This is a genomic window from Providencia sp. PROV024, from assembly GCF_032709665.1.
Classification (GTDB): Bacteria; Pseudomonadota; Gammaproteobacteria; order Enterobacterales; family Enterobacteriaceae; genus Providencia; species Providencia huashanensis.
The window spans coordinates 2,548,923-2,566,918 of sequence record NZ_CP120545.1 but is presented as its reverse complement, the minus strand read 5'-3'; the positions used below and the strand labels follow the sequence as shown (position 1 = coordinate 2,566,918).

Sequence of the window (17,996 nt, the reverse complement as noted above, 5' to 3'; positions counted from 1 at the left end):
AGGTTTTATCATACTTTTAACGGTATTGAGGGCAGTGAATATCAAAGGCTCAAATTGTTCACAAAAATTGATATGATGCATTTATAATATTCTCAAATGTCATAAATGAAGAAGGGTAGTACGTTGAAACGTATAAAAACAAAATTGTTGATTGTTCTGTTGTTAGCACTTGGTGTGTTTGGCTACCATTCTTATACCAGTATCGGGGATTCTGATGTTAAGAATGAGGCGCAACGTTTGGTTGAAGCGAAGCTGGGTAATGCAAGCAATATTGAGTTTAATGATGTTGAAATAATGCAAAAAGGTGAGTTTAAAGAGGGAGAAAACTACCGTGTGTGTGGGAAATATCATTTACCTTCACAAGAAAACCCTTTGCCGTTTGTCGCAAATGTTATCATCAAGGATGGGCGTTTTTCTGAACATGAACAGTTGATTATAAGTGAAACGCAGGAATTACAACTTTCAATAGAAAGATTGTGTTCTAAAAAAGAAACAGATTAACAAAAGAGAGCTCAAAGCGAAATTTGAGCTCTTTGACTTTAGCCTAGTAATTAAGACTTATTTAATAATAGCTCAGTTTGTAGTTTACAAGCTGAGATTGAATCGTTCAGTGATTTTTGAAAATCTGCTTCGTTAGCAAAATTAGATTTGTTACTGCGTATAGCATCAATGGCAGTGGCTAGGTTTTGACGAAGATCGGATTCAAGAGTTTCTAATTGCTTCAGATCTACATTCTCACTTTTCAATTTAGCAATAGTTGCTTGGGTTAATTCACTATTGGTTTTGTTAGTGCTGTATGCTTCACTTAGCGTTTGACCGGTGATTTCGCAATAATCATTGGCTAATTCGCTTATATTTAAAGGGGCATTTTCTGCCATAGCAAGGACTGGAGTCAGGCAAAAAGCCAGTAATAAACGCTTCATAATCATACCTCTATTTTGCACACGATGAATAGTAACTCTATACAGTATCAGCGAAATACTATAGCAGATTAGACCTAAAACGGGGGGTATTGATAACTTTATAGCATGATTTCATAAAAAAGAGCCAGTATAAATACTGGCCGCTATAATCAGCAAAAGCAATGTAAATGAAAATTACGTTATATACTTTAGCATATAGCGATAAAAAATAAAGCGATTTACCATAATTTTAAAAAAGTTAAGGAGAAGTATGACCTTGATCAGACTTTAAACTGCGATAAGGGTAAGGGTGAGTTGAGGCTACACAAATTGAAATCAAAAAATTAACCAGCTGAACACTTTTGTTAAGGTTACAGCTGGCTATGTAATAAAAGGCTTATTGATCAATTATTGCTGTAACCAGTGCCCATGCTTTAAGACATCTTCAACAAGTTCATGCAGCACTATATGGACTTTATTATCATCGTGAAATCCATTAGTTTGGAAAGTTGTTGGCCCACTGTCGTGGGTGATCAGCAAATAACTACCAGGATATACTTCCAAAACTCGGGCTTTTAGCTCATCTGTAAAAGCTTGGTATGATTTTTCTGAGAGTTGAGATGTAGAGTCATCAGACAGCTTTATCGTAATTTCCATATGTTAACCTCTTGTCTAAAAAGCGAAATTTCAATCAGTTTATTGTTAACGCAAAGTATAATCAACTATCTTATTTAGATGATACGAATTGGTCTGGTTGTTCATTGGTTGGTTGATATGATTTATTAAATTTTGATTTTAGATTAAAAATAAATATAGCTTAACAGACTCGTTTAATTATAAGCAATCGTGTTAGCTGTTATTGTATTTAAATTCATTTCTTGCTAATAAGTTAGCGGGAGTTATTAATCTCATTAGTTATGCGATTAAAAAAAAAGCTAAAAATCAAACGTTTGATTTTCTGTAAGTCAAATAGAGAAAGGGTATTTTATCTGTCTGTTTTAAAAGAATTTTGTTGCTATTTTCTCTAAAGAAATGAGTTCGGAATCTCCATTAATAGAAAATGAATGAATAATAAATCGAAAAAAAATTTACATTAAAGATAAAAAAATATAATTTCAAAAAACAAAAAGAAATATTTTATTTTATTTTTTGTTTTCTATTCTTTAATAATTATAAAGAGTAGATGCGTGCTAATTAGCAGCTAATTCTTTATTAGTTAATTTAATAAAAAGGAGAGCGATTTGATAGAACATATAAACACATTAACTAATTTTATTTGGGGTTATTTACTCATTTATTTACTGTTGGGAGCAGGGTTGTACTTTACTATTCGCTCAGGTTTTATCCAAATTAGGCATTTTAGGCATATGTTTGGGGTGTTAAAAAATAGTAAACAGACGGATAGTGCAGGTATTTCATCATTTCAAGCATTGTGTACCAGCCTAGCAGCCAGAGTCGGAACGGGCAATTTAACTGGAGTAGCAATCGCGCTAACCGCTGGTGGACCAGGTGCTATTTTTTGGATGTGGGTTGTCGCATTGCTGGGGATGGCAACTTCATTTGTTGAATGTACTTTAGCTCAACTATATAAAACTAAAGATGACCAAGGTAATTACCGTGGGGGGCCTTCTTATTACATGCAAAAAGGGCTAAATCAGCGTTGGATGGGGGTATTGTTTTCAATTTTCCTCATTATTGCATTTGGTTTAGTTTTTAATGCAGTCCAAGCCAATTCTATTGCACAAGCAACGGCTGTTGCTTTCGATTTTAATCCTGTTTATGTCGGAATTGGTTTAGTTTTATTAAGCGGCGTTATTATTTTTGGTGGGTTAAAATCTATTGCTAAGGTCGCTGAATTAGTTGTTCCTGTTATGGCTACAGCTTATTTATTATTGGCATTTTGGGTTGTGGGGCACCACATAGAGCGGTTACCTGAAGTATTTATGTTGATTATTAGAAATGCATTTGGTCTACAAGAGGCGGCTGGTGGGGCGATTGGGTATGGTGTTGCTCAGGCTATGACTCAAGGTATTCAACGTGGGTTATTTTCGAATGAGGCAGGGATGGGGTCAGCACCAAATGCAGCTGCATCGGCGTCACCTTATCCCCCTCATCCTGCTTCGCAGGGCTATGTACAGATGCTCGGTGTTTTCATGGATACGATAGTGATTTGCAGCGCGACTGCGATTATTATCCTTTCTTCAGGGGTTCTCGATGGTGGTGTCGAAAAAATTAATGGCATCGAATTGACACAGTTAGCGCTATCTTCAGCAGTCGGGAGTTGGGGAAGCACATTTATCGCGATTGCTATCTTCTTTTTCGCCTTTACTTCGATAATTGCAAATTATGCTTATGCAGAAAGTAACATGATTTTTCTAGAGAATAACCATACGGCTGGATTGTTTATTTTCCGTTTGGCGGCATTGGGGATGGTGATGTTTGGTGCTCTTGCAGAAATGCCATTTATTTGGAAATTAGCCGATTTGTCAATGGGGCTGATGGCAATCACAAATTTGATCGCTATTCTTTTGTTATCGGGTATCGCATTTAAATTAGCAAAAGATTATAAGCAGCAATTAGCGGCGGGGAAAATACCCACTTTTGACATTAATCAGCACCCTGAGTTGAAAAAACAATTTGAAGAAGGAATTTGGGAAAAAGAACAGGTTGATAAATGGGTTGAAAAAGAATCTTCGCGTTAGTGGTTAAAGCTTTATTATGAAATTCTTAGGTGAGAATCCTAAGAATTTTTTTATGTACGATTAGAACGTAATACCAGTAAAAGATCTTGCATTATAATTCTTTGAGCTATAAGGTTTTTTAAAATATTAAGCGCCACCATTTTTGGTATAAAACATTTTTAGAACTAAATAGCTGGGAATATTATGAAGTTAAATCAGTATGCTGCAACGTTTTACGGGGTCATTTCTATCTTATTATGGAGTACGATGGTTGGGCTGATCCGCAGTGTAAGTGAAAACTTTGGTCCTGTTGGTGGTGTTGCACTCGTTTATACGATTGGCTCAATAGTGTTAGTTCTTGTAATGGGGGTACCAAAAATAAAGCAGTACCCTAAACGCTACTTATTTTGGGGAACGATACTATTTGTATGCTATGAGCTTTGTTTTGTTTTAGCGTTGGGGTTAGCAAACAGTCGACAACAAGCGATTGAGCTGGGTATGGTGAATTATTTATGGCCAAGTTTTACAATTGCTCTCGCAGTTTTTTTTAATCGGCAACGTTTCACTCTATTATTAGCGATTGGGCTAATTTTAGCCTGTATGGGGCTTGTTTGGGTTATTTCAGGGGACCAACCGCTTTCAATTAATGCTGTTCTTGCAAATATTCAAAGTAACCCCCTTTGTTACTTTTTAGCCTTTAGCGGGGCGATTATTTGGTCTTTTTATAGTAATGTGACTAAGCGCATTTCGGGGGGCAATAATGGCATGGTGCTATTTTTTATTTTGACCTCAGTCGGCTTATGGGTGCTTTATTTTTTTAGCTCACCAACACCATTTATTATTACTAGCCAAAGTATTTCGCTTTTAGTCGTTGCCGCTATTGCAACAGGGGGAGCCAATGCCTTGTGGACACTGGCTGTGATTAAAGGCAATGTGGCATTTTTAGGAACACTTTCTTACTTTACTCCTGTTATTTCAACAGCTTTCGCTTCAGTATTATTGAGTACTGCATTGACATTCAGTTTTTGGCAGGGTGTTTTTATGGTCACAGTTGGTTCGATTGTCTGTTTTTGGGCGACCCGACAAAAGCGCGTATAGGAGCAGCAGACCGCAGCGTTTGCGACGTGCGAGCGCTGGTAAAGCCAATGAATTCTAAGCTAGTTAGACATTAATAAACTTATTAATAGCGATAGCAACACCGTCTTCATCATTTGTATTTGTGACAAATTTTGCCATTTTCTGGATAGGCTCTAAAGCATTAGCCATCGCAACTGAAACACTTGCATATTGTAGCATTTGGATATCATTATTTTGATCGCCAATACTCATCACTTTGTCGGGTGTGATTCCTAATTTTTCGCAAATACATTGTAAGGCGGCACCTTTACTTGAGGTTTTTGTCGATATTTCAAGAAAGTAAGGGCTGGTTCGGATTAATGAATAACTATCAAACACATTCTCAGGGATATAGCTAATGCCGACTTCCAGTTTTTCTGGGTGGTCGATGATCATAAACTTGGTAAAAGCGAGCGAGTTATCCATCTCATTAACAGGGCTATATATCAGCGGTGTGTTGGTTAAATAAGCATCGGCAACAGTGTAATGGCTAATATGACGGTTTGTGGTAAACATACAGTTATCTGCGAGGGCATGCATGTGAACGCCGATATTTCTAGCCAGCTCTTCAAAATATTGGAAGTCATCAAAATCTAGCAGGTTTTCAATGAGGTGGCTGCCATCATTTGCTTGATGGATAACACTACCATTATTACTAATACAATAATTGTCAGAGCTATTTAAACCTAATTCTTTTAAGTATGGGAATATGCCAGAGAAAGGGCGGCCTGATGCTAAGACAATATGAACACCCTTTTGTTGTGCTTGCTTGATAGCGTCTTTTACTGCGGGAGATATTTGGTGCTGGGAATTAAGTAACGTGCCATCTAAATCAATGGCGACCAGTTTGATTGACATCCAATGCCTCCTAAAATTAGTACTTTTCTCCCAGTACCTTACTCCAATTATTTAGAATGTAAATTACCTAACTCGATGTAACAGGTGTGATAAAGAGTATAAGACCGCAAGAAGATACTGGCGAACAGAACACAAGACAATGCGACTGTTCAGAAAACCGATTGAAATGACAATGTTTTATGGCATTAAAACTAAAAATAGTAATAAGCTTTTAATTAATGCGATAAAAACATACTCACTCATAATCACCAGTTAAGTGCAACGGTTGTTTGACATCAAGCTGAATTTGTTCATTTTGCCTGAAATCAAACGGCGTAATGCCATACTCTTTACGGAACATGTATGTAAAATGGGATTGTGAACCAAAACCGAAATCCAAAGCGATATCGAAGATTGATTGGTTGCTGTTACGCAGTAAGTTAACCGCACCAGCAAGGCGGCGTTGGCGTATGTATTTACCTAGTGAAATCCCGGTGACTTCTTTGAAAATTTTTTGCATATGCCAAAGTGAATAGCCAGAGTAAGCCGCGAGTTCTTCTAAGTGGATCACGCGTCCTAAGTGTTCTTCTATCCATTTACTCAAAGCATAAACAAGAGCTAAGTGGTTATCTTGTGGCATCTTATATTATTTCTAGTTTTACGGTAGCAGAAGTATACACAACTTCATTTCACCATGACAAAGGCTGCTTGTGCGGTATTTCTCATTTTTTGGGCAAAAAAAGCACAATCAGAATAAGTTAACGGGCAATAGTACTTAAAATGAGCAAGATTTTTGTAAAAACAGGTTAATTGCTTATTTTCCTCAAATTTGTGACCGCAAATTAGAGTAGTATTCATTCTGCGAATGTATTGCAGCTAATGTAATTAGCACAGTCAATGATAAAGCGACCGCGCCTTACCATTGTAATCATTTGAAAAATAAAATCATCATTGATATTTGAAGGAATGTTAGGTGTTTGGTCGTAAAATATTTATTGCTATTATCGTCATCTTAAGTTGCCTTTTTCTCTATCTTTTAGCGATGGACAGCCTTTGCGATCAAGGGGGAGAAAACTTTATTTTTGGTATTTGCGGTGTAACTGACTTGTTACCATTTTGAATTTGCTTTTTAATGCACAATACTTGATATTGAGTCGGGATAATTTTCTGCCAGTATCGTTATGTAATACGATGAAAAATAAAAACAACTAATAACACCTCCTGATGGGCTGTATTAATGTGAAACAGAGCCAGAAGAATGTAGTGTTAATAAGAAAATTCAAATAAACTTGTACGATTATCATAATTTTGGACGATAAAAAGCAAGTAATAGGACGAAAGGGTAAAGTTATGGCGCAACAGCAACAGACGCTAAAGCGGGGATTAAAAAATAGGCATATCCAGTTGATTGCTTTGGGGGGCGCTGTTGGTACAGGGTTATTCCTCGGGATTGCAACAACAATTCAAATGGCAGGGCCATCTGTTTTACTTGGTTATGCATTATGTGGGTTTATTGCTTTTCTCATTATGCGTCAGTTGGGCGAAATGATAGTTCAGGAGCCTGTGGCAGGTTCATTTAGTCATTTCGCATTTAAATATTGGGGCGGTTTTGCAGGCTTTCTGTCTGGGTGGAATTATTGGGTGATGTTTATCCTCGTTGGGATGACTGAACTGACTGCCGCAGGGAAATATATGCAACATTGGTGGCCTGAATTACCTATTTGGGTGTCAGCCGCGGTATTTTTTATCGCAGTAAATGCCATCAATTTAGTGAATGTGCGTTCTTATGGTGAAACAGAGTTCTGGTTTGCGTTAATTAAAGTTATTGCTGTTATTGCCATGATCATCTTTGGTTGTTATTTATTATTAAGCGGTCATGGTGGGCCACAGGCGAAAGTCAGTAACTTGTGGGAGTACGGTGGTTTCTTCGCGAATGGCTTTAATGGGCTAATTATGGCTCTTGCGATTATCATGTTTTCGTTTGGTGGCTTGGAATTGGTGGGTATTACGGCTGCTGAAGCAGAAAACCCAGATAAAAGTATACCCAAAGCGATCAATCAAGTGGTTTACCGTATATTGATTTTCTATATTGGATCATTAGCGGTGTTGTTAGCGTTATACCCTTGGGTTGACCTTGACGGAAAGACTAGCCCATTTGTGTTAATTTTCCACGAGTTAGGTGATTTACTGGTCGCAAACTCGTTGAATGTCGTTATTTTAATAGCTGCACTCTCCGTGTATAACAGTGGAGCATATGCGACTAGCCGTATGTTGTATGGCTTAGCGCAGCAAAACAATGCGCCAAAATTCCTTTCAAAAGTGAATAAGGGTGGTGTCCCTGTTATGGCTCTACTTGTTTCTGGTATTGCAACTTCAGGTGGGATCTTAATTAACTTTCTGATGGAAGGTAAGGCTTTTGAATTATTGATGTCTCTGGTGGTAACCACATTGGTTCTTAACTGGATTATGATTTGTGTGTCAAACTTGAAGTTTAGAGCTGCAATGAATAAACAGGGCATTGAAACGAAGTTCAAAAGTATTTGGTATCCATTTGGTAATTACCTGTGCCTAGCCTTTTTGCTGTTGATTCTAGGGATTATTTTGACGATGGATGGCTTACGTATTTCGGTATTAATTATTCCGTTGTGGATAGCCGTTCTATGGGTCGGTTACCAATTCTCTGGGGCTAAAAAGCAGGGGCTTGCTAAAAAACAACAAACAGAGCAAGCTTAGTTAATTGATTTATATATAAATGGCCGGCAGATAAAAATCTCCGGCCATTTTTTATGGTATCTCATCAGGTCACTAAAAAGGGTTAATCACCATTGCCAACGTAACCAAGCAAATAAGACGTTCCCGTTATTATAGGTCCCTGGGATATAAGTAGCTTGCAGTGAGAGCCTGTCATATTCCACTGACACTAAGGGAAGTGGCGCTGGGATGGGAATATAAAACATGTCCCGACGCGCCGTGACACTCAAGGTAAAACCAGCCCCCATGCGAAAACCATCTATGTCTCCAGGAACCCACATTTTTTGAAATGCATATCCAGCAATCGGTTCCCAGTCATTATGTGAATCTTTGAATGCCATTGCGTAGAGAGCATGCCAATCATTATCCTCATCATAACGATACTTACCCAGACCAAACCCCCAAGGCCTTTCGTTGTATTCGTCTGTTTTCTTTTTGTCATACATTGCACGGTTATGCCACGTGACAGCAGGAACATAGAGTTCATATTTATCGGAGTCCCATGTGTTACTCACGTTGTTGGTAAACTTGTTCCATAAGTTTGTTGATTGACCGTCGGCAATCGCGGGCGATGGTATGCTGATTGCAGCGCCTATAACGAATGATGCGCTTACCATAAATTGTATATTTTTATAAACTCTCATTGTAAATCCAGTTTTGTATCGCAAATATAATAATGACAATTAGCTCGCTAATAATCATAAAACTAGCATTATTATAATAATTTTGAGCCTAATTATTTTAATTAAGATATACGCAATATCATAGTATTTATTGCCTTGTTAAGGGGAATAACTCAATAGCCATATCAAAACGGTTTAATTTTGAAGGTCCAAAACCATAGGTATTTAACATGAAGTATAATTCTAGCTTATAAAACAACCATTCCAAGAGTCCAATTTTCCTAAAAAAAGCATCAATACTAAGTATAGATATTCTATTGACGAAGTATCAAGTGATAGAAGTGGTAGAAAACGGGATAAAAAATGCAGGAGACACCCGTAATGCGAGTGAGTAACAACTTGTAATCTCAAGAAAATAAGTGAATACAGCTAATAATGTAGATGGCGTAGACATTTATAGAAAAAACGATGTAAACAAATCAAAAAAGCATGATGAATGTCAAATAATCAGTAGGCGCAATGGGATGAAATGGAAGTTATAAATAGGAAATACAAACTGCCAAATAGGTGAATGATGATAGGGCTGATTTTCCTTTGATTTTTCAGATGATGAGTCTCATAAAATAGTAATTTTTAACCATTTTAGTGGTAATCATTTCTGGAACGTAGCAGGGAAAACCATCAGTGCCTTAAATAATGAGGACCATCACTATGATGAAGCGCCAGAAACAACTTACTGAATATCAAGCCAAATGTTTGGCGATTACGACGGATAAAATATTATCACCTAAACAAAAATCGAATTTTTTAGCGATAGAAGCGGATAGCCATATTCCTTACCTAGCAACCAGCCAAGCCTTAGCTGATGCATTAGAAAATGGTGTGATTTGCGATATGTATGAAGGGAATGCGCCGTATAAACCTCGCTATGTATTACCTGATTACGCTAAGTACCTTAAGCAAGGTTCCGATTATTTAGAGCTTCCTCCTGCTGCGGATTTTGATGATGCATTAAACCACTTGATGATTGTGTATCATCACGTCCCGTCGGTAACAAATTTCCCTGTATTTCTTGGGTATTTAGACCAACTATTGATGCCTTATGTTGGCGAGCTTACTGAGGAACAGCTGTATCCAAAATTAAAACGATTTTGGATACAGCTAGACCGGACTTTGCCGGATGCGTTTATGCATGCGAATATTGGCCCAGATGACAACCTAATTTGTCGTTTGATTCTACGTATTGACGCAGAGTTAAAACAAGTTGCACCGAACTTAACATTTGTGTACCACCCGCAGCGCACCCCTGAACCACTTTTCCTTCAAGTAATTGAAAATATTTGTGAATGTAGTAAGCCACATATTGCGAATGATATTATTCATAGTGCGGCATTTGATGGCCTAGGTTATGGTATTGTCAGTTGTTATAACTCACTACCGGTAGCGGGTGGTGGTAGCACTTTAGTACGGCTAAATTTACGGGAAGTTGCATTACGTAGCCAAAATGCGGCAGATTTTTTAACTGTCCAGTTGAAAAAGTACTGTGAATTGCAAATGGAGTTAATCGAAACGCGTAGTGCATTTTTATTTGAAGGATCTAATTTCTTCCAAACCAGTTTTCTTGTGCATGAAGGGTTAATTGAGCCGCAGCGTTTTACCCCGATGTTTGGGATTTATGGATTAGCAGAAGCCGTTAATATTTTGATGGAAAAAGACGGTATTCAAGGGCATTACGCACCAGATTCCCCTGCATTACCGCTAGCTTATCAAATTAGTGAGCAACTGGCGGATTTCGTTGAAACGACCCCCGTAAAATATGGTTATAAAAATCGAGCAATGCTGCATGCGCAATCAGGGATTAGCTCTGATACTGGAACCACACCTGGGGCGCGTATTCCATATGGGGAAGAGCCAGACCCAGTTTCACATATCCAAACGGTGGCACCTCATCACAAATACTATTTATCTGGCATCAGCGATATTTTGACTATCGATGAAACTATCAAACAAAATCCACAAGCACTATTACAACTATGCAAAGGGGCATTTAGCTGCGGAATGCGTGAATTTACCGCAAACGTAGCAAGTAATGATTTAGTCCGTGTCACCGGGTACATGGTGCGTTTATCTGATATTGAAAAGTATAAAACGGAAGGCTCTAGAAGTAATACAACGTGGTTAGGGGAAGAAGCGACTAAGAATTGTAATATTACCGCCCGTCAGCAACGAGTGATTAGCCATGAACAATCGATGCGCTATACTGAATAAGGTTATTCCTTTTTCTTGCGTGGATGGCCCCGGTAATCGGCAAGTCATATTTTTGCAAGGGTGTAATTTACGGTGCTTAAACTGCCATAACCCCTATACCATGGCTATTTGTGATCACTGTGGGGACTGCGTTGTAACTTGCCCCCACGGTGCTTTATCACTCATTGGTGGTCAAGTCGTTTGGGATAACGTAGCTTGCCAGCTTTGCGATACGTGTTTGCAGACTTGCAGTAAAAACGCGAGCCCAATGACCACGGTTCTTAGTGTTCATGATGCTATAAATAGCCTATCGAGAAATGTTGCCTTCCTCAATGGGGTCACGGTCAGTGGCGGGGAGGCGACCACTCAGTTGCCTTTTATTATTGATTTGTTTAAAACCATTAAAAACTCACCTGAACTGAATCATTTAACCTGCTTTATTGACAGTAATGGGCATCTTGCTTCTACAGGCTGGCGCAAAGTTATCGAATATACGGATGGTGTAATGATAGACCTGAAAGCATGGAGTGATGAATGTGCATTGCGGTTAACGGGTAGAGATAACCAACGGGTATTTCAAAGTATTCAATTGCTGGCTGAAGCAAATAAATTGTATGAATTGCGCCTATTATTTATTCCGCAGCAAACAGATTATTTACATCATATTGATGAATTAGCGAATTTTTTAACTAGGCTTCCTACGGATACACGGGTAAAAATTAATGCATTTCAGCAACATGGTGTAAAAAATGAAGCGGCTAATTGGCCGTCAGCAACCAAAGTGCAAGTAGACGATTTTGCCCAGCAACTTCAGCGCCGTGGTGTTAGGAATATTTATTTACCTAACGTATATTTATAAGATGAATTAATCCTTTTTATGTGAGATATACCTTTTTTAAATCTAAGTCATTCAATTTCACACACTAATTGCTGGTATTTGTTAAATGATATGAGACAATCATGGCAATTTATTGTCTGGTTTTAAGCACATTTCCAGTAACTGATAACGGCTAATAGATTTCTAGCGTGAATGTGATTGTTGCATTCATACGCTTTCACATAAAAAGGAGGGCACTCATGAGGATCAACGCATTAACCATCGCTGGGACAGACCCATCTGGTGGGGCAGGTATTCAAGCCGATTTAAAAACCTTCTCAGCATTAGAGGCCTACGGTACCAGTGTGATGACGGCATTAGTGGCTCAGAATACGAAAGGCGTCCAGTCAGTACAGGATTTGCCTGCTGAGTTTGTTGCAGCGCAGTTAGAGTCTGTACTTAGTGATGTCCGGATCGATAGCGCTAAGATTGGTATGTTGTTTAATCAACGTAACATCACCGTAGTGGCTGAGGCTCTGAAACAGTATAATATTCCATATGTTGTTTTGGATACTGTAATGGTAGCCAAAAGTGGCGATCCATTACTGCTACCTGATGCGGTTGACTCACTGAGGCAACAGTTAATTCCGTTAGTTTCACTCATCACACCAAATTTGCCAGAAGCGGCTGTATTGCTCGATGAAAAAATAGCGCAAAATGAAAGCCAAATGCTAGCTCAAGGTTATAAGTTACTTCAAAAAGGTTGCCAAGCGGTATTAATGAAAGGCGGGCATTTAAGCGATGCAGAAAGCCCTGACTGGTTGATTACCCCAGAAGGTGAGTGGCGGTTTACTTCTGTTCGTGTTAACACGAAAAATACCCATGGTACTGGTTGTACATTGTCCGCCGCATTGGCTGCATTACGACCTCGTTATGCAGATTGGCAGACGACTGTCACAGAAGCAAAGGCCTATTTGCAGGCCGCGTTAGAAAAAGCGGATAGTTTGGAAGTTGGAACAGGGATCGGCCCTGTACACCATTTCCATGCATGGTGGTGATTGCTAAGCCCTTCTTCAAGGGCTAATTCATTGTATTAAGCTAATAAGTTACATTGCGGCGGTAATCGGCATTGTATTGCACCAGCTTGTACTTTAAACGTAAATGTATCCCCTGAAAGGGGTTCACCGTCTAAGTTTAGTATCATGTCATGGGGAGAGGAAATTTTAATCCATGATAGTTTCTTTTCAATAAGATGCTCATTCTTATCGGTTGAAAATAAATTGGTGAAAAATGCGGGGATCACGTCTCTGGCAGGGATAATCAATAAATTAAGGGCACCATCGTTAATTAATGCTTGAGGGGTAAGTTGTTGCCCTCCACCAGCTTGTTTGCCATTACCAATAGCGATAACTAAAGTTTCGCCTTCCCAGCTAAAGTTGTTGCCTTCAATATGGCAAATATCTGTTTTTAGAGTGTCAGGGCGAAATAGGCCATTAATGACATAAGCCGCACCGCCTAATGCAGATTTTAGCGCTTCGGGAGTTTCTGTGGTGATCCGCGTACCAAAACCGCCTGTTGCCATGTTAAGAAAATAATACTTTTCATTAACCCGTATGATATCAATGGCGACCGACCTGCCTTTTATCGCAAGTGCTAATGCGGCCTCAACATCTAAAGGAATATTTGCGCTGGTGGCAAAGTCATTTGCCGTCCCCATGGGGAGTATACCCAAAGTAGGGCGTGTCTCTGAGGGGAATTGCATCAACGTGCTTGCAACCGCATTAATGGTGCCATCACCTCCAGCCGCGATAATGGTGTCAACACCGTTTTCTATCCCTTGGGCGATAAACTGGCGAGTGTCAGTTTTTTCCCACGGAATACGCACTTGTATTTGATGGCCTTCTTCGCGTAGGTGAGCAATTGCTTTGCGTAATTCGGGGTTATTAGATTGTTTACCATTAAGAATAAGCATAGCTGATTGATATTTACTCATAAATATTTATCCATGCGGCTAATATTTAAAATAAGTATAAAAGAGTTTTGCTTATTTTGTTACAGAAAAAGAGAAAGCAAGAGCATTATAGGAGAAAGAGAAAAAATAACAAAAAAGAAATGGCTAGCTCAAGGGAGATTGAGCCAGCCAAGGAGGTGGTTCCTAGTCTTATTTTATGACTTTCTAGTTCTTCGTTTTCGAGAGTGACTATACGATATTGAATAGCCAATTGATGTGATCTGTTGCATAAAATTGGATATTAGGTGCACTTTTTAATGAAAATGTCAATGACGAGAATGATTATCAAATGAGAAGAGCATGTAAAGTGAAATGAACAACGGTATTATTAGCAAAAAAAGCTAAGAATTTGAATAAATAACCTTCAAATTCTTAGCTTGTATATTATAGGATACTTTAGTAAACCTATCTTTATCTAACTAACCCGCAAGGTGGTTTTCTGACTGAGTTTGATGTGGGTCTCGCGTTGTCGCACCAGCAAGGTTGCGGATCAATAAACCAAAATTGACGTCGATATCTTCAGGAATTGGTAGATAAACAATATGACCATTACCCGGAGCGACTTCAACAGCGTCACCTTTGCGGTTTGTTAGTGCTTCTAAGGTAAAGACAATATTGCCAGCAGGTGTCATTATTTCTAGGCTATCACCGACACTAAATTTATTTTTAACGTCGACTTCTGCTAACCCATTAACACGTTTACCGGTAAATTCACCCACAAACTGTTGGGTGTCGGAGACGGAATAGCCATATTCGTAGGTTTGATAGGCGTCATGAGTATGGCGACGTAAGAACCCTTCGGTGTAACCGCGATGTGCTAACCCTTCTAAAGTGGAGAGCAAAGTCGGGTCAAAAGGTTTACCGGCAACAGCATCATCTATCGCACGGCGATAAACTTGTGCTGTTCGAGCACAATAATAGAATGACTTAGTCCTACCTTCAATTTTAAGCGAGTGAACACCCATTTTAGTGAGGTTTTCAACATGCTCAATCGCCCGTAAGTCTTTAGAGTTCATGATATAAGTACCATGCTCATCCTCAAAGGCAGTCATGTACTCCCCAGGGCGCTTAGCTTCTTCAATCATGAAGACTTTATCGGTTGGTGCGCCAGCACCCAGCGTTGGTGCGACATTCTGGACAGGGATCGGCTCATGGATATGAACAATGTTACCGACATCGTCTTCTTTGCCTTCTTGAACTTTATATTCCCAGCGGCAAGCATTAGTGCATGTGCCTTGATTTGGGTCACGCTTATTAATATAACCAGACAACAAACAACGACCAGAATAAGCCATGCATAATGCACCGTGGACAAAAACCTCAAGCTCGATTTCAGGGACTTGCTGGCGGATTTCTGCAATTTCTTCGAGTGATAATTCACGGGATAAAATAACGCGTGTTAAGCCCATTTGTTGCCAAAATTTCACCGATGCCCAGTTAACCGCATTGGCCTGTACGGATAAATGAATATCCATTGCAGGGAAGGCTTCGCGTACCATCATGATAAGACCCGGGTCTGACATAATTAACGCATCGGGGCCCATTTCAATGACTGGGGTTAAATCACGAATAAAGGTTTTTAATTTAGCATTATGTGGGGCGATATTAACGACCACATAAAACTTCTTACCAAGGTCATGAGCTTCTTGGATACCTTTGGCTAAGTTTTCGTGATTAAACTCGTTGTTACGTACGCGTAAGCTATAACGAGGTTGTCCTGCATATACTGCATCTGCGCCATAAGCAAAGGCATAGCGCATGTTCTTCAATGAACCGGCAGGGGATAAAAGCTCTGGTGTAAACATGGTTATTCTCTATCTGATGTCAAGTCAGCACTAACTCGGGAGAGATAGTGTTTTTAAGGGATGGCGATTTTAACTCTATTTCAGTCAAAATCCAAATATCCCACAAAAATAGTATGTCTATTGGTTAGTATTCATCCCACCGATAACCAAGACCATAGATTGAACGTATAAAAGTTTTTTCGCTATCAAGAGATTCTAATTTGCGGCGTAAGTTTTTTACATGGCTATCGATAGTACGATCAGTAACAACACGGTGATCGTCATACAAAATATCAAGTAATTGGTCGCGCGAAAAAACCGTTCCCGCATTATCAGACATAAATTTCAGTAACCTAAATTCAGCAGGAGTTAACTCAAGTAACTGGGAGCCATAACGAACTTGAAATGCATTTTCATCAATAATCAGTTTGGTTTGGTGTTGTGGCGGAACAATGTTAGGTTGGCAGCGACGTAAAATCGTTTTAACACGAGCAACGACTTCGCGTGGGCTAAATGGTTTACAAATATAGTCGTCAGCGCCAATTTCTAGTCCTAATAAACGGTCTATTTCTTCTGTTTTGGCGGTGACCATAATAATAGGGATATCACTGAATTTACGTAATTCGCGGCAAATTGAAATACCATCTAAGCCGGGTAGCATCAGGTCTAATAAAATGAGCGCGGGCTGATGTTGTTGTACGTAAGGGAGCACTTCATCACCACGTGAAAGTAACGCGGGCTGGTAATTAGCAGCTTGTAAGTAATCATAAAGGAGTTGCCCAAGTTTAGGTTCATCTTCCACTATCAATACGGTCAAATTGCTATTTTCCACCATGGTCACGGCCTTTATCCTTTGATTGAATAGGTAAATTAATGGTTATTTTTACACCGCCTAATGAAGAAGGGGTGGCAGTAATTTCCCCATTATGGGCTTCAACAATATTATAGCAAATGGCAAGCCCTAAACCGGAGCCACCACTTGCGCGATTTCGTGAGCCTTCTGCACGATAAAAACGCTCAAACAAGTGCTGGCATTGTTCAGTGGTTAAGCCGGGGGCACTATCTTGCCAAACAATACAAAGTTGATGTGGGCCTTGTGTCACCTTAATGACTATTTTTCCTTGAGGGTCGGTATAACGCAGGCTATTTTCCATTAAATTATAAAACAATTGGGTTATGCGGTCTGGATCTGCAAACATAATTGCTTGTTCGCTTAATTGCTTTTCAACGGTTAATTGCCTTGTTTCTAAGCGCCAACGAGCTTGCCCAATAGCCATTTCAATCAATGGAATAATATCGGTTGATTGCTTGCGGTAAACTAACGAACCCCTATCCGATAGGGAAAGTTGGTGCAGGTCATTGACTAACTTAATTAAAGTTTGAGTTTCATTTAGTAATGAATTAATGGTTTCAGGTGTCGCTTGGCGTACGCCATCTTGTACGGCCTCAAGTTCCCCACGAAGCACCGATAACGGTGTGCGCAATTCATGGGAAATATCCGCCATATAATCACGGCGCATTTGCTCGTTTTTTTCAAGAGTCGAAGCGAGATGGTTAAAATCTTTTGCTAATTGGCCGAGTTCATCACGGCCTGTATCAGGTACTCGAGTGGTAAAATCCCCATTGGCAAGTTGGTTGGTACCTTCTAACAAGCGCTTGATAGGCTTTAAAAAGCTGCGGGCAAGAAAGATAGTGGCTATCAGTGCGACAAATAGTGATAAGCCAGCGATAACCCAACTAGTATACATTTGTTTACTATCAAACCGTCGGTCCAGTGCACTGCTAATGCCATCTTCATAACTCGCCACTAACCAGCCAACAGTATTACCGTTATTAATGATGATAGGCTCACGGAGTACCTTGTTCGGTAAGGGGGTGTCCCGACCAAAGATCAGAGTATCTTGCGTGTCATAGACCCAAAATATGGTGCGCCAACGTTGGCGCATGGGTCCACGATGCTGTTGGTGCTCAACCGATCTCAAAATGCGAAAGAATGTCCTTTCATCACTAAGGAGAAAGCGCCAGTTACCCGTTTCTTCATACTGATCAGCGAGTGCCGCAGAGACGAGTTCGAGGCGTTGTTGATCGTTTTCTTTAATATAATCAATAAAGCCATGTTGGAAACTCATACGCACACCTTGGTGCATGATCACCACTAACAACAGGCAGGTTGCAAAAATAGCCACAAAAAGTCGGGTACTTACACTATTAAGCCTGATTTTCATGA

17 protein-coding genes are annotated in these 17,996 nt (G+C 39.5%); 8 read left to right on the top strand and 9 right to left on the bottom strand.

The genetic code is table 11. The annotated features are described in order from the left end of the window. Positions 1-123 precede the first annotated feature (123 nt). Complete coding sequence (locus P3L56_RS11885; protein WP_042843504.1) at positions 124-501, top strand: hypothetical protein; 378 nt, start codon at positions 124-126, stop codon at positions 499-501. 50 nt (positions 502-551) lie between these two features. On the opposite strand, the gene P3L56_RS11880 is transcribed toward P3L56_RS11885, so the two are convergent. Continuing rightward, positions 552-923: a hypothetical protein gene (locus P3L56_RS11880; protein WP_042843505.1), complete on the bottom strand. Its 372-nt coding sequence runs from the start codon at positions 921-923 to the stop codon at positions 552-554. Between the two features lie 387 nt (positions 924-1,310). Next, positions 1,311-1,559 carry a DinI-like family protein gene (locus P3L56_RS11875; RefSeq protein ID WP_042843506.1) on the bottom strand — a complete coding sequence of 83 codons (249 nt, stop codon included), beginning with the start codon at positions 1,557-1,559 and terminating at the stop codon, positions 1,311-1,313. Between the two features lie 584 nt (positions 1,560-2,143). Here P3L56_RS11875 and P3L56_RS11870 point away from each other — a divergent pair. Continuing rightward, complete coding sequence (locus P3L56_RS11870) at positions 2,144-3,604, top strand: alanine/glycine:cation symporter family protein (protein WP_042843507.1); 1,461 nt, start codon at positions 2,144-2,146, stop codon at positions 3,602-3,604. 183 nt (positions 3,605-3,787) lie between these two features. Next, on the top strand, positions 3,788-4,681 hold the full coding sequence (yddG, locus tag P3L56_RS11865; protein WP_131680724.1) for an aromatic amino acid DMT transporter YddG: 894 nt from the start codon (positions 3,788-3,790) through the stop codon (positions 4,679-4,681). Between the two features lie 63 nt (positions 4,682-4,744). Here yddG and yidA read toward each other — a convergent pair whose 3' ends face one another. Both yidA and P3L56_RS11855 read right to left on the bottom strand, forming a co-directional pair. Then, complete coding sequence (yidA, locus tag P3L56_RS11860) at positions 4,745-5,557, bottom strand: sugar-phosphatase (protein ID WP_048607371.1); 813 nt, start codon at positions 5,555-5,557, stop codon at positions 4,745-4,747. A gap of 235 nt (positions 5,558-5,792) precedes the next feature. After that, entirely contained in the window at positions 5,793-6,176 is a 384-nt protein-coding gene (locus P3L56_RS11855) for a helix-turn-helix domain-containing protein (RefSeq protein WP_042843512.1), read from the bottom strand. 348 nt (positions 6,177-6,524) lie between these two features. Here P3L56_RS11855 and mgrB point away from each other — a divergent pair, with 348 nt between their 5' ends. Beyond that, positions 6,525-6,656: a PhoP/PhoQ regulator MgrB gene (gene mgrB, locus P3L56_RS11850; RefSeq protein ID WP_370661207.1), complete on the top strand. Its 132-nt coding sequence runs from the start codon at positions 6,525-6,527 to the stop codon at positions 6,654-6,656. A 230-nt stretch (positions 6,657-6,886) separates the two neighbouring features. Beyond that, on the top strand, positions 6,887-8,269 hold the full coding sequence (locus P3L56_RS11845) for an amino acid permease (protein ID WP_042843515.1): 1,383 nt from the start codon (positions 6,887-6,889) through the stop codon (positions 8,267-8,269). Positions 8,270-8,355: 86 nt separating this feature from the next. Here P3L56_RS11845 and pagP read toward each other — a convergent pair whose 3' ends face one another. Continuing rightward, on the bottom strand, positions 8,356-8,931 hold the full coding sequence (gene pagP / locus P3L56_RS11840; RefSeq protein WP_129465994.1) for a lipid IV(A) palmitoyltransferase PagP: 576 nt from the start codon (positions 8,929-8,931) through the stop codon (positions 8,356-8,358). A gap of 690 nt (positions 8,932-9,621) precedes the next feature. On the opposite strand from pagP, the gene P3L56_RS11835 reads away from it, so the two are divergent. From P3L56_RS11835 to thiD, 3 genes are all read left to right on the top strand, one after another. Further along, positions 9,622-11,178, top strand: a complete 1,557-nt coding sequence (locus P3L56_RS11835; RefSeq protein ID WP_129465993.1) for a YjjI family glycine radical enzyme — start codon at positions 9,622-9,624, stop codon at positions 11,176-11,178. Beyond that, on the top strand, positions 11,150-12,016 hold the full coding sequence (locus P3L56_RS11830) for a YjjW family glycine radical enzyme activase (RefSeq protein WP_129465992.1): 867 nt from the start codon (positions 11,150-11,152) through the stop codon (positions 12,014-12,016). The genes P3L56_RS11835 and P3L56_RS11830 overlap by 29 nt, the downstream gene beginning before the upstream one ends. 218 nt (positions 12,017-12,234) lie before the next feature. Next, a complete protein-coding gene (thiD, locus tag P3L56_RS11825; protein WP_071548152.1) occupies positions 12,235-13,032 on the top strand; it encodes a bifunctional hydroxymethylpyrimidine kinase/phosphomethylpyrimidine kinase in 798 nt (265 codons plus the stop codon). A 35-nt stretch (positions 13,033-13,067) separates the two neighbouring features. Here thiD and yegS read toward each other — a convergent pair whose 3' ends face one another. The 4 genes from yegS to baeS form a co-directional block, all read right to left on the bottom strand. Next, positions 13,068-13,967 carry a lipid kinase YegS gene (yegS, locus tag P3L56_RS11820; RefSeq protein ID WP_042843519.1) on the bottom strand — a complete coding sequence of 300 codons (900 nt, stop codon included), beginning with the start codon at positions 13,965-13,967 and terminating at the stop codon, positions 13,068-13,070. 437 nt (positions 13,968-14,404) lie between these two features. Beyond that, positions 14,405-15,790, bottom strand: a complete 1,386-nt coding sequence (yegQ, locus tag P3L56_RS11815; RefSeq protein WP_042843520.1) for a tRNA 5-hydroxyuridine modification protein YegQ — start codon at positions 15,788-15,790, stop codon at positions 14,405-14,407. 124 nt (positions 15,791-15,914) lie between these two features. Then, entirely contained in the window at positions 15,915-16,604 is a 690-nt protein-coding gene (baeR, locus tag P3L56_RS11810; RefSeq protein WP_042843521.1) for a two-component system response regulator BaeR, read from the bottom strand. Then, positions 16,591-17,994, bottom strand: coding sequence for a two-component system sensor histidine kinase BaeS (gene baeS, locus P3L56_RS11805; protein WP_042843523.1), 1,404 nt, complete (start codon positions 17,992-17,994; stop codon positions 16,591-16,593). Before baeS ends, baeR begins: the two co-directional genes overlap by 14 nt. Positions 17,995-17,996: the final 2 nt, after the last annotated feature.

Excerpts from the sequence above, each read along its gene's own strand:
- P3L56_RS11875 (WP_042843506.1), bottom strand. The coding sequence starts at position 1,559 with ATGGAAATTACGATAAAGCTGTCTGATGACTCTACATCTCAACTCTCA.
- yegQ (WP_042843520.1), bottom strand. The coding sequence starts at position 15,790 with ATGTTTACACCAGAGCTTTTATCCCCTGCCGGTTCATTGAAGAACATG.
- P3L56_RS11830 (WP_129465992.1), top strand. The coding sequence starts at position 11,150 with ATGAACAATCGATGCGCTATACTGAATAAGGTTATTCCTTTTTCTTGC.
- P3L56_RS11835 (WP_129465993.1), top strand. The coding sequence starts at position 9,622 with ATGATGAAGCGCCAGAAACAACTTACTGAATATCAAGCCAAATGTTTG.
- baeR (WP_042843521.1), bottom strand. The coding sequence starts at position 16,604 with ATGGTGGAAAATAGCAATTTGACCGTATTGATAGTGGAAGATGAACCT.
- yidA (WP_048607371.1), bottom strand. The coding sequence starts at position 5,557 with ATGTCAATCAAACTGGTCGCCATTGATTTAGATGGCACGTTACTTAAT.
- P3L56_RS11845 (WP_042843515.1), top strand. The coding sequence starts at position 6,887 with ATGGCGCAACAGCAACAGACGCTAAAGCGGGGATTAAAAAATAGGCAT.
- yegS (WP_042843519.1), bottom strand. The coding sequence starts at position 13,967 with ATGAGTAAATATCAATCAGCTATGCTTATTCTTAATGGTAAACAATCT.
- thiD (WP_071548152.1), top strand. The coding sequence starts at position 12,235 with ATGAGGATCAACGCATTAACCATCGCTGGGACAGACCCATCTGGTGGG.
- P3L56_RS11880 (WP_042843505.1), bottom strand. The coding sequence starts at position 923 with ATGAAGCGTTTATTACTGGCTTTTTGCCTGACTCCAGTCCTTGCTATG.
- yddG (WP_131680724.1), top strand. The coding sequence starts at position 3,788 with ATGAAGTTAAATCAGTATGCTGCAACGTTTTACGGGGTCATTTCTATC.
- pagP (WP_129465994.1), bottom strand. The coding sequence starts at position 8,931 with ATGAGAGTTTATAAAAATATACAATTTATGGTAAGCGCATCATTCGTT.
- baeS (WP_042843523.1), bottom strand. The coding sequence starts at position 17,994 with ATGAAAATCAGGCTTAATAGTGTAAGTACCCGACTTTTTGTGGCTATT.
- P3L56_RS11855 (WP_042843512.1), bottom strand. The coding sequence starts at position 6,176 with ATGCCACAAGATAACCACTTAGCTCTTGTTTATGCTTTGAGTAAATGG.